General features: G+C 47.5%; 9 protein-coding genes and 1 pseudogene. 7 read left to right on the forward strand and 3 right to left on the reverse strand.

Annotation, left to right across the window (positions count from 1 at the left end):
- Positions 1-4 precede the first annotated feature (4 nt).
- The 5 genes and pseudogenes from ACYVGR_RS20700 to ACYVGR_RS20720 all read left to right on the forward strand — a co-directional run.
- Positions 5-118: pseudogene (locus tag ACYVGR_RS20700) on the forward strand (hypothetical protein); the annotation flags it as partial.
- A 1086-nt stretch (positions 119-1204) separates the two neighbouring features.
- Positions 1205-1603 carry a LytR/AlgR family response regulator transcription factor gene (locus tag ACYVGR_RS20705; protein ID WP_182460285.1) on the forward strand — a complete coding sequence of 133 codons (399 nt, stop codon included), beginning with the start codon at positions 1205-1207 and terminating at the stop codon, positions 1601-1603.
- Positions 1604-1683: 80 nt separating this feature from the next.
- Positions 1684-1974 carry a PAAR domain-containing protein gene (locus ACYVGR_RS20710; RefSeq protein ID WP_182460286.1) on the forward strand — a complete coding sequence of 97 codons (291 nt, stop codon included), beginning with the start codon at positions 1684-1686 and terminating at the stop codon, positions 1972-1974.
- Between the two features lie 6 nt (positions 1975-1980).
- A complete protein-coding gene (locus ACYVGR_RS20715; RefSeq protein WP_460960176.1) occupies positions 1981-2859 on the forward strand; it encodes a TssN family type VI secretion system protein in 879 nt (292 codons plus the stop codon).
- A gap of 6 nt (positions 2860-2865) precedes the next feature.
- Positions 2866-4020 carry a hypothetical protein gene (locus ACYVGR_RS20720; protein WP_460960178.1) on the forward strand — a complete coding sequence of 385 codons (1155 nt, stop codon included), beginning with the start codon at positions 2866-2868 and terminating at the stop codon, positions 4018-4020.
- Here ACYVGR_RS20720 and ACYVGR_RS20725 read toward each other — a convergent pair.
- The 3 genes from ACYVGR_RS20725 to ACYVGR_RS20735 form a co-directional block, all read right to left on the reverse strand.
- On the reverse strand, positions 3914-6910 hold the full coding sequence (locus tag ACYVGR_RS20725; RefSeq protein WP_460960180.1) for a DUF6531 domain-containing protein: 2997 nt from the start codon (positions 6908-6910) through the stop codon (positions 3914-3916). The two genes, ACYVGR_RS20720 and ACYVGR_RS20725, sit on opposite strands and share 107 nt — an antisense overlap.
- A gap of 166 nt (positions 6911-7076) precedes the next feature.
- Positions 7077-8354: a hypothetical protein gene (locus ACYVGR_RS20730; protein WP_460960182.1), complete on the reverse strand. Its 1278-nt coding sequence runs from the start codon at positions 8352-8354 to the stop codon at positions 7077-7079.
- Positions 8355-8436: 82 nt separating this feature from the next.
- Positions 8437-10167, reverse strand: a complete 1731-nt coding sequence (locus ACYVGR_RS20735) for a type VI secretion system Vgr family protein (RefSeq protein ID WP_460960184.1) — start codon at positions 10165-10167, stop codon at positions 8437-8439.
- Positions 10168-10339: 172 nt separating this feature from the next.
- Between ACYVGR_RS20735 and ACYVGR_RS20740 the strand changes: the two genes are divergently transcribed.
- On the forward strand, positions 10340-10771 hold the full coding sequence (locus ACYVGR_RS20740; protein WP_460960186.1) for a GPW/gp25 family protein: 432 nt from the start codon (positions 10340-10342) through the stop codon (positions 10769-10771).
- A gap of 44 nt (positions 10772-10815) precedes the next feature.
- Positions 10816-12711 (forward strand): hypothetical protein, encoded by a 1896-nt coding sequence (locus ACYVGR_RS20745; RefSeq protein ID WP_460960188.1) that lies wholly within the window; start codon positions 10816-10818, stop codon positions 12709-12711.
- Positions 12712-12718: the final 7 nt, after the last annotated feature.

Here is a 12718-nt window from a genome sequence, read left to right on the forward strand (position 1 = left end):
CAAAGTTGAGTATAAGGTAACCGAGCTGGCCAGTTCTCTGAAACAGATTTTGTACTTAATGAACGAATGGGGAGAAGAGAAACTTGCGAATAGCCAATCCGGCCCTAATCATACCTAAGGGCATTTCATTTCCATATCAACGGTGTGTTTTACGTGGCTCTGCTACATTGGGCTAGACATTAAATTAAGACCAATCTGAGTTTGTAACTCATTGTTGTAGTTCTTGGCAACCGCCCCACCAAATGGAAACACGGGTTCTCAGTTGATTTCTGGTAGCCGCTCTTACTATAAGCATTTCATTAGCCACTTCATCTTCGCTAACTTTTCTATTCACCTACCAATTATCAACGTTCAACTACCACCAGGTGACGTTGACATACATTTCGTCTTTTTAGTTACCTGGAATAATCAATTTTGATAAAAGAATACTCTATTAGGTTCGCCTGAGAGCTAGATTATGAATCCGAAGGAGGCTATCCGTACGTAAATACATTATTTATGTCAATTTACCAACTTGATAAAACGACAACTTGCCATTTGCTCCTTAGCTATGAAATACTCGTCTAACGATTTATCGCTGTATCCCAATGAGTATTGTAAGATGACTATTTTGTTGAACTGCTGACGGCTCAGTGAATACCTTTATAATAAACTCAAAATCAGTCAATTAGTATTTTGTCCATTTTTTGTCCATATGCTCAACTAGGAATTAGATAGTGGTTTGTCTTCTTTTATCTGATTCTAACAGCAGCACCCTCAATCCTTGTTTTAATTATAAAGAGAACGTATGAAATATGTCTATCTTTCTAAGCCCAACTAGTCTATACCTCAGGTACATAGGTTTATTTAGTGGGTCTATACATTACTTATAAAATTATATACATACATGAGGATAATACAATAGAAATTGATTGCTTAGCTGATAATCTTTGATTCTCATAAGTAAAAAATTTTTAAGTCATTATTTAAATATATAATATTACTAATCATATATTAAGTATAGATACTGTCATCAATTAGTTAATAACAGGCACATCTAAAAATTGGGCTTAGTTTTTTATCATCAACGATAATACACTGGTGATTAGAGTACTTATTTCAATCCGTATTTAAACTAGATATGGAGCAAGTATAAATACGGAATTAATGATGTAAAAATTACCATTAATTCATGTTTTCGTAAAATGCCTAATCCAAAAAAACTATGAGTAATCGCTTTATTAATTCAGTTTCTGACGAGACATTAGTGTCAAATCTGCTTTTATCAGTACGAGTTAATGATCTTAAGATTGGTTGGCAAAGTAAACCAATCGACGACTTAATTATGATAAAAGGCGTTCGTGGGTATAGCTGGTTATACTGGAGCGATGGTACTAAGCAAATGATGGCCTATACGATTAAGCATTACGCCAGTCAGTTACCTATCGAAAACTTTATACGAGTTCATCAAAACTGCGTTATAAACCGAAATTATGTACAGAAAACCCAACTAACTCACCGGGGGCCACTGCTACGATTGGCTACTGGGGCCGAGATAGTGATTTCCAGGCGTCGTTGGTCTATGGTAAAAAAAGAGTTACAACATCTTCAGCCTGGAGCCTGATTACTAATCAGAATTACCGCGCCTTGTTCTGAAGTTTTCATAAATTACAGTTAGTTTACGTGCCCTTATCTTAATCCTCTATGCCTCCCGCTGCTCGTTTAACTGACCTGCACACCTGTCCGATGGTAACGGCTCTTGTTCCGCATGTTGGTGGTCCCGTTATCGGGCCAGGCTGTCCTACAGTTCTTATTGGTAATATGCCCGCTGCTCGTGCTGGCGATTCGGCGGTCTGCGTTGGCCCGCCCGATACCATCATCAAAGGCTCCGCAACCGTGATGATTGGTGGCGCCCCGGCAGCTCGCATGGGCGATACAACCGCCCATGGAGGTGCTATTGCGTTAGGTTTGCCAACGGTAATAATTGGTGGATGATAATTTATGGATGTTGTATCCCCGTTCCTCATAAGTTACATACTGATCGTCCTACTGACAGCAGGGTTGTGTATCACAACAGTATGGCTGAATCGTAAGTATGAACTAATGACTAATAAGCGGTTGATTCTGATCGCCCTGATTAGTTCATTCGTGCTAGGTATTGCCGGACTATTCGGCTTAAATGGCTTACAATTCATTCCCGTATACTACATAGTGGTACAGGTATTTAGCTTATTATGCGGTATTTTTTTCTTAAACCGGATGATAAACGATATGGGACCTGCGTTTTCTACCAGACCCGCGTTTGTGGTTCTGCTGACGGGAAGTATTGCAGGGCTGGGTATTGTCTTATTTACGCCTGCTTTTAATTATTTAAGCAGCCTGCGATATGGATTGCTTCAGTACGACTTATGGGCCTCTACTAGTTTATTGCCGTTTCTGTTGCCCGTACTGTTCGCATATACGTTTAATGCGCTAGTTAACGTACCCAACGAAATCTATAAGCTCTGGTATTATCCTCGGCATGCCGAGGAGGTAGCTATGGAAGGAGTCGATTATTACCGACTGATGCTATTGGAGGTTCAGATCTATAAAGATCCGAACCGGAAAGATCCCCCCATTAAAGTAAAGGCCCGTACGTCCGGCGATGTTCCATTTGGTATGTGGTTCCAAAAATTTGTGGATGATTACAACCATAAATTTCCAAACGATCCGATTCAGACGTTCGATGACACGGCCCATGAGTATGGATGGCTATTTTACAGCCTTAAGCCTTCGTTATTCCGCTTACGGTCGTACATTGATTTTGAACAGACAATCGCCCAGAATAATCTCCGTGAAAACTACCTGATTGTTGCCAAGCGGGTGGAAGAAATTAGCTAACTACTTATGTTATTTCCTAAAAACCACCTTCCGGTTAACTGGGTCGATGGAATGAAGCTGTCGCAACAGCATTTTGTTGAGACCGACCATCATGTTCAGGATTTAGTACGCGATTCGGTATCTCTGTTTCTTACCAGCTATAATTACGGCCTTTTGCCGCCAGTTAGGGGGACATCGGTTGCCCACGAATTTGATCTATTGGAAAAAAACAGCAACCATGTTGAGGTTCGCTTATATCGCTGTAATGCCATTACGCAGGGTGGTTGCCGGATTGCGATTAACCCAGATGTGCTGAAATTTACCGTTTTAACAGCCTCCTTTGAGATCAATTCGAGCACCGACGATCAGCTTCGCCCCGACTACGATGTTATTCTGGTCGTCAACCCATTTGAGAAAGTACCTATTGGGAATCCAGACCCGGAAGAATCGCCCTTACGGCACCCTTATACCGAGTATTCGTATCGATTAATGGTGGTTTCGTCTCAACAAGTGAACGCCAATGAATTAGGACACCATCACCTGATTATTGGAAAAGCGACCTATCTGGAAGGGCATTATGTTATTGATAGCCAATATATTCCTCCTTGCGCTTCGGTGGCCAGCCATCCCCGATTGATTCAGTATTACAAAAATTTTGGGTGGGGCCTGAATGAGATTCAGGTTAGTTCGTTCAAAATTATTCGTAAGGTATTTGACCAGCCCCAGCCGTCTGACCTGGCCCGCCGGGTTCAGGCCTTCTGCAACCGAATCCTGGATTATCTGGGCACCGTTTTTTTTCAATATCGTAACCTCGATCACCAGCACCCACCGGTCTATCTGGTTGGTTATTTTGCGAATCTGACGAGTATCATTTATACGGAATTATACTGCCTGCCGACTCGACAGAAAGAGGAACTACTACATTATTTCTATGAATGGACGGATGTAACGCCCGGCCAATTTGAGGAACTGCTTCTCCGCTTACTCGAACACGACTATAACCATCAGCAAATTGGGGTTTCGATGGTAGCGATTGAGCAGTTTCTGGCTGTTTTTACCCGGCTCTGGAACAAACTCAGTACACTCGAATATATCGGGCAGCGGAAAGATACGATTCTGGTGCGTGAGGAGGCTCCCATCCAGATCGCGCCCACCCGGCGGGGCTGGAATATTCTGGACTGATAGGTAGCCCCGTTGCGGCATCGAAATAGCGAAAATTGGTGTAAATCAGCCCAGCTTCCTGATCTTCGTATTGACCAATTCCCCGCAACGTATGCCAATGAGGTGGGCCAGTCTGGTTGTGCGTTTTCCCAAAGAGGCACCATCGCCATTCCCAAACTGGTTCGCCCTGTAGATTATGCAACGATAAAGGCTGCCCTAACCAGTTAGACACCAGACTATACCATTGGTCGCCAACCTGTAGCATAGTTGGTTGGTTTCCAGTTGTTGTGTACCAGGTTAATTGTACTGGCTCGCTACCCGGTTTCTGGTGCCATTCGTGAAGCAGTCGCTGACCATCCCACGCCCAGCGGACATGATAGTCGCCAACCTTTTTTTCAATACGTCGCCCGATGGCATCATAGCTGAACGTAACTATCTGGTTATTTGGTCGAATAACCTGCTTCAATACCCCCGACTCATGCCATTGGAACTGCCACAGTTGGCCAGACACACGTTTCTCACGTAGATAACCATCGGCGTCGTAATAAAAACGAGCTGTACCAACCGTTGTAACCTGCCATCCAGGTTCTGCTGTTTCGGTGGCTGGATTGAGGAGTTTCTGTTGATAATGAGATCGATCTGCAACCCATCGATCTGTCCACCCAGCCGAGCAGATGGCTTCGGTCGGGTCATTAAAGGTGTCATAGTGAAGCGAAACGGTTCCAAATCGATTATCGTCTATGCGCATAAGCCGCTCCTGCTCCCATCGGTAGGCCTGCGAACGGGAAGCCTGTAAGCCACTCCCCCAAAAAAGCTGATGACCGATTGGCCGTGAACCAACATCGTACTGCCACCGACTCCACAAACCACCCGGCATCTGGCGTTCGATCGGTCGCCCTAGCCGGTCGTATATAAACTGAAGTTGCCATTGCGGATGCTTCTGATCGCTTAGATAGCCCAGATCATCATATACATACTGCATAGCTTCCTTATCTGACGGTTGCCAGCTTAACCGTCGACCGGCTGTATCATACACGGTTTCTACACGAGTTGACCCCGCAGTTTCGGCCAAAACCCTGCCTTGTGCATCGCGCTCAAACTGAACGAGTGTGGTTGGCGTTGCGGCCTCCATTAACCACCCGTCTGAACGGTAGGTGTAATGATACCAGCTTCCATCACTGAAAAGTATCTCTGTTGGGCGCCCGGCTGCATCGTAGTGGAAATTCGTGGATGTACCATCCGAGCGAGTATATTCACGTACCCTTCCGGCCGCGTCCCGAATAAATTGCCAGTTCAGTCGATTGGTACGCCGAAGCCGAATGAGTAGACCGTCTGCATCATAGGTGGGCTGATATTGGGTATCAGGCTGACCACCATTGGGCGTAAGTGCGATTGACTGCTTATTCGTTTTTCTCACTACATCGGTTCTGGTTCCATCTGGATAAGTAATGCTAATTAATTGACCCAGAAAGGCGTAGTCCCAGGCGGTCTGACTACCCGTTGCATCAGTTTGTGATTTTCGATACCCGTACGAATCATACCCCCACCGAGTCCATTGTCCGTTGGGCAGCGTCATTTCTTCGGGCAAACCATCTTCCTGATAGGTAAATCTCGTTTCGGTACCAGTTGGATTTATGCAGGACAGCAGCCGCCCCGATTCGTCGTAGGTCCATTGCCAGAAACCATCAGCCCGATCCGTTAGGGCAATCAGTTGATTGGTATCGTTATACTGCATTTGCATGGCTCCTCCATCGGGCCAGGCAGCCTGCGTCATATTGCCCTGATCGTCGTAGGTAAAGAACGACGTATTCCCCAGCGAATCCTGTTCGCTCAACAGCTCGCCATACTCGCTGAAGAACCATACCCGTTGCCGCCCACCTGCACTGATAAATCGCTGAACAATTCCGCCTTCATGCACATACTGCCGGACTCCACCCGCACTATCAATAACCTGTGTCCGTCCTTCATCGGGCAAGTACTGAAACCGTAATGAAGACTGCTTCTTGTCCATATTGAATTCGATGCACAGGTACTGATTCCCTATTTTTTCGTAAGAGAGATAAACACTCTGACGGATAGACTCCGTCAGGCGGATAATCCGATGCTGGCGGTAATGATACTGAGCGGCAGGTTGTTCCTGAATAAGCACCTCTCTTAAATCCTGAACATCATCGTAGCGATACTCCACCAGGGGTAAGCGCTTTAAAGGCTGGTCGGGCAGTGTGATTTCCAGCCGGACAATGCGATGTTGAGCGTCTGGTATGACGTCAATTACCCGTTGAAAATCATCGCTTATTCGCCGTAGATGTCCTGTGCTGCTATAACTGAACCGGATACGATACGCTGTTCCAATCGCTTCGACAGCCGCCAATCGACAAAGGCTGCCACTGGGATTCAGGCCAAAACGATACCGCAATCCATCCGATTCCTGTAGCCAGTAGCCTTGCTCATCCCGATTGAGCCTGAGCTTTTCGGATCGATTCAGGAAGGTTTCTCCGGCTAGCAGGACTGGGAAAAACACTCCTCTATTATCAGGCAGTCGGATCAATACCTGCCTACTCCGCCGATCTTCCAGCAAAACAAAATCGTACGAATGCCGCCAGCCGTTGCCCAAAGAGCCAACCGTTAACTGATTGGAACGCCAGAAACGGCCCCACCGGAATGGTACTATGCCTGGAATATCAACATCCATTTGCTCAATCAGTACTTCGCCAGATGTCACATCTACAAATCGCCCGGCCAGGGTGCGCTGTGTGGATGGTAAGGCCTGGCAATCGTCAGGCCGAAGCTCCAACCGTTGTAGTAACTCGTCCAGTTGTCCATTGCTTACTTCTTCAGTAGCTAAACTACGAGTACTAGCTGGGTAAAGTAATCGACGCAAGCCTGAACGAAATACGGGAGATTCTGACATAGGGAGGATTCTGATTATAAAACTGCGTACTGTGCGTGGTGTCGGTTACTTATAACCGGCATGCGAGGTTTTGAGAAACCTCGTGTGGTTCGTTAGGTTTTGAGAAACCTAACGTGTCAGGTTGAAGAACCTGACATCACGATAATCATGGCATCAAAGTAAAAATCTACGTTTTACGCCAACCAGCACCTAGCAGCTGGTTTAGCAATTCTGTCACTTTCTGTCTTTTTTCGGGTGTTTGTTGTTGCTGCCAATAAAGTTGACCGATTTCGGGTAGCCGCGCCAGTTGATAGTGCTCCGCTGGTAGATGTTCTGCTAAGGTAAATAACTGGAGATAATGCGTTTCGGACAGCCGCATTCGGCTCTCCTGCGTATAAGCAGCTGCCAACCGACGATGGCTTTCAATAGCCAGAAGCCATTCCTGTAAGGCTTCGGCTCGTTCACTAGCCAACCCATAACAGTCGATGGCGCGTTGCCGCTGGCGTAGCTCCGTGTATACACTGCCCGCCCCCAACCAGGCCATAATGCTCATTCGGCCAGCAGTCTCGTCGCCCTGTTTGAATAAAATCTCCATTTGATCGATAACCCGATTGTAAAGCGAGAGCGCTTCTTCGTACCGACGATGATCAACATAGGCATGAGCCACGGATAGATTGACACTGGCTTCCAAACTACGCCAATTTTCCTGTTGGCAAATCAGTAGACAGTTGTTGGCAAAGTACTCCACATCACGCAGATTACGTTGTGCCATGGCGTTGGTCAGCTCGGCATGCCATTGGCGAAATTTCACATCAGGCGCGGTGGGTGGCCCAAAAGAGGCAAGTTGACGGGTTATTTTCTGGAGCTGGAGATCAATCGGATGTGAATGTACTGCCTTCCCAAAACGGCCCGGTAGTGTTGCCAATTGTTCTTCGCCAATTGTATCGGCTACAATAAGTCGAATATCGGGCGATAAATTAGCCTGCAACAGCGCCGTCAGCATCTGATCCAGTACGGTAGGACTTGCGAATGATTTTGGCAGTAAGCATAACACGAGTGCGCCGTCGGTATGGGCATTCAGCCCTTTCATGAATCGATTCAGATAACCGACAAAACGGGCCAGTGGGTCTTCCTCCGCTTTTTTCGGTTCGCTTGCCCAAACGATAGCCAAATTCCGGTCGGCCAGTAGTGTTACATCGTGGTTGATGAGGCTGGTTAACTCGTCTAATGCCTGCTCGAAATACGCCTGCCAATGTTGAACAGGTGTTCGGAGGGTCAGAAAAATATCGTTAGAAACCGCATCGGCCCCTGCCTGCTCCTGCAGAAAAGTATCTAAAAACCAGGCTTCTCCGGGAGCAAATAACCATCGGCACAAGCGAGCGTTAGAGAGTCGACGGAATTCCAGCCAAAGCCGCTCCAGAACCGCCAGCCGCTGACTTAGCGGATTTGTCGCAACAAACGGCATAAACTACTTAATGGATAGTATTTAAAGTATTGGTTATGAGAACAGAAGTTGACGACTTTTACATTATCCATTAAAGCTCTCCTTAGTTGATCATGACCATTGACCCCTTAACGGTTGTTATTCCTGAACTTTTCACATTCATGGTTCCGGTTCCTTCTACATCGGTCATGGCTCCCTTTATACCCACCGAAGCCGATCCTTCTATTTTTACCTGGGCTCCTTTGATGTTGACTGCCTGCTTTCCTTCGATGGTAACGGTTGTACCCGACAGTTCAATTTGTTGAGCCTCAACAGTAACTTTGGCTGTGGCCTTTATCAATATATCCTTTGACGACTGGACGGTGATGGCTCCCTGTCCGTTAGGTACTGAAATCTGGATGAAATTCTTCTCGTCAACTTTAACGTAAATCTCTTTGAGTGTTGGTTTCTCAATGAAGGTCAGCGTGCTGCCGCTGCCTACGCTGATATGCTTTTCTTCCTCGGGCTTACTGGTATCGATGCCGCTATTCTTTCCGTGCGGTAGTGCCCCAATCACAAAGGGGCGTTCAGGATCGTTGTATTCAAAACCGACCATAACCTGATCGCCAACGGTGGGTACGAACTGAAACCCACGCGTTTTTTTATTGTCGGCGTGAAGGCCAAAGTGCGGCAGAGTCATCCGGATAAACGGAGTCGTTTCCGGGGCTTTCATCCAAAGCATCTGTACTTTTACCCGGCCCATCCCTTTGGGATCTTTGTTGTCGGTAACGGTGCCAATTTGTGTTTGGGCCATTGGCCGCACCAGCTTACGTACAGGCATGGCCACCACATCGGCAGGAATAGCCCGAAACCGATTATGATACTGCCCAACTCCGCTCACGTAATGGACAATATCCGTGATGAGATAGGGGACCGATTGCCCACCTCTACCCGACGGAGCATCTTTTACAACAATCTTGCAACCGGGGTACAGGCCGGGCACTTTAGCCTGACCCTCCATATATTTTTCTTCGGCAGCCAGGGCCGCTTTACGATTGTCGCGATAGGGTGTCATATCGGCTGTTGCCTGAGCCGGGTGTGGGTTAATTCCCCCACTAGTTTCGGGTTTACCATAAGGAGCCAGATCCTTTCCTGTTTCCGATTCTAACTGCCGATCCTCTTCTGGCAAATAATCATAGTGTTTGAAATAAGTAGGTGCCGCTCGTACACCCGTGCGAAACTGAACCAGGTTGCCTCCAAACGTTAAGGTCAGGGCCGAAGGTGTGCCAGGGCTGGTAGTAAATTGCAGTTTGCCACCGTCGTAGTAAAACCAGGCCCCGAAATCATAGGCCAGTCGTTTAAGAAAGTCCCAGGTCGACTCTTGGTAACGAACGCAAAATGGCAGCTTGGAAGGTCCTAGCGGAGCAGTTACCTTCTTAGGCTGGCTGTATGAACTCAGGCAGGCCGATACCACATCCGAAATCGATTTATCAATAAACGTTTGTGTACCAGGCACCGTCCGCAGCGCTTCACAGTTTCCATGACCAATCAGCGTCATGAGCCCCCAATAGCCATCATCCCGCTGCCGTAATTCTGTTTGCGTAATAACGCCTTTAAACTCCAGCGGTGCCGAAGATGGATCTCCTTTGATGGTCAGATCAAGCGACTTCCGCTGTAGCTGATCAAATTTGTCCGAAAACAACGTCACCAATTCCTCAATGGCGTCGTGTTCGAAGAACACCCGAAATTCATGCGTAGAATGGATGGACTGCTGTAGCGTTAGCGATTGAAAAGACGAGATTTTTTTTCCGTCGATGAGCAATGTTGTTTCGGTGACGATGGAATAAACAGGCATGGCAAGAGGAGGTAAGGAGAAAAGGTTTTCCAACTACGATGAGAAATAGGCCTTCATTCCGGTACTGGAATTAAGCACGCCGAATGTAAGAAAATGCTTGTCGATTACCAACCAATTTTGTTTATTGGTTAGTCTTTGTTAAGACACCCTCTTCCTCTACCTGTAAACTGTTATGAATCAGTCACTTTACCGTCTGCCAATCCGATTTGGTCCCATCATGGCCGGAAAGGAAATACCAACCTGTGGGGTGGGCGTTTCCATTGCACAGACGCTCTATTTATTACTCCATACCCGTTACGGTGAACTCCGAAGTGACCGCTCATTTGGTTGCAAAATCTGGGACATCGAGTTCGACCGTACAATTAGAACCAGCCATTGGATTGACTACCTGCGCGAATCGCTTGAAGCGGCCATTCGGCAACACGAACCCCGCCTGCGAAATCCTAAAATTTCAGTAGAGTTCCGAGCCGTTGATCATCGCTCAGAAGGTGCTCCGGAAGATTATCGACAATTGGCGACCGTGACAGTAAACGCTACGGTGGTTGAAACGGAAGAGCCGTTCCGGTTTTCGACCCAACTCCATGTAGGGCAACTGGCAAGCTAACAAACGTATTTACTGGTAGTATCACTTTCCTTACCTGAACACCCATGCCGCTGAGTGACCAACGATCGTATTTTTCCCAGGAGGCTATTCGGCAACGTTTACTACTCCACATCATGCAGATGTGGGGAGTGCGGGACCTGAACAATCTCGATACGTTCGTCCGGATGCTGATCGATACACTGGCTAATGAGGTCTATAAGATCAGCAATGAGTTTATGGAGTCGGAGGGGCGGGTTCTGGAGCGGCTGGCCGATTTGCTGACGCCGGATTTGCTGACCATTCCTCGCCCGGCTCACGCGGTTATGCAGGCCTATCCGGCCGAACCGATCGTTGAGTTAGAGCCGACACAAAGCTTTCTTTATCAGCAGAAATACGCGTCGCAGTTGATGGGCGAACTGGACAGTGTGCAGGATATGTTTTTCTCACCCGTCGACTCGCTACGACTTGTTGATGGGCGTGTAGCCTACCTCGCTTCGGGTGCCCAGTTATATTCGATTCATCCGCAGTTGGGCAAACGCCTGGTAGTGCAAACCATGCCGCTGCATAAGCTTGCGCCAAAAACGCTCTGGATTGGTTTGGCGCTTAATTCGGCTGTTGAATCCCTTGATCGGGTAAATTTCTTCTTCGATTGGCCTAATGACGTAAACCCACAGCCGTTGCTTCCATTGCTAGCCTTAAGTAGCTGGTACCTGAATGGGGCTCCGCTACAAACAGCTGTTGGCCCGGCTTACGCAGAATCGAATCAGCGCCAGAACGATGGTCCGGCGCAGTTGCTGTCGGAATATGAGATTAGTTATCAACTCGAGAATGACATCCGCCAGATGTATCAGCCTCGCTTTGTTCACCTTAAGCAGCCTGTAACTGGGCAGCTGGAAGATGAAAAGTTGGCTTATCCGCCTGCGTTTGCAGAGGCTTTTGGCGTGAAGAATCTAGGCCCACTGGCAAGCGAATCATTGCTTTGGTTGCAGGTGACTTTTCCGGCCCGGTTCGACGAAACGATATTGGAAAAGGTATCGGTTGAACTGAATGCATTTCCGGCCTTGAACCGGAAAGCGAACCGGATTCTTTACCGGACAACCGCCAATTATAATCTGCTGCCTTTACGAACCGCTCCGTTCGAAACGTTGCTACTGGTCAGGATGGTTATGGATAGCAAGGAGCGCCTTTTCAGCCCCTTTCCGTTTCATAAAGCTGATCACATCGAAGAAGGCGGCTATTCCGTTCGGCGGGGTGGAGTAGAACGATTCGACGAACGAAATGCTCGTGAACAACTGACGTTTCTGCTCGAACTACTTCGGGATGAATCGGTTGCGTTTGCCGTATATGGGCAGGATACGGTGCGCTTACTGCTGACTCAGCTTCAGGAGAAACTTGAGCAGCTTGAGCGCAAAGTGCAGACTACCATGACGTCGCCGATAGCGCTTAATCAGTATGTGCTGTTTAAGCCGTTTGAAGAAGGAGATACGATGCAGGTCGATTTCTGGACAACCAACTGCGAACTGGCCAACCGCATTCCGGTGGGCACGCTTTTACAGGCTTTTGATACGAGCAGTTTGCACAACGACAGTATCAGGTTGTTAACGACCACTCTTGGTGGTCGGAATCGCCCTGATGCTCTTCACCGCGTTCAAACCTACCGATATGCGCTCATGACCCACCAGCGTATTGTAACGCTGGAAGATACCAGGGCCTTTTTCCACCATGAATTAGGCCCTTTGCTGGAGTCGGTAACCATAAAAAAAGGAGTTGCTACAGGGGGTACGGTAAAAGAAGGTCTGATGCGTACAGTTGATATTAGTCTGCATCCGGCAGAGGACTGCACCCTTACCCAGGCCGAATGGAATGTTGTTATGGAGGGACTTCTCCAGAAACTGATTCATCGGTCGGGGCAGGTTACTACGTACAGGTTATTCCTGGCCGACGTAGCCACACAAGTTTAGATTTTAG

The sequence above is a fragment of the Spirosoma litoris genome, assembly GCF_054776755.1.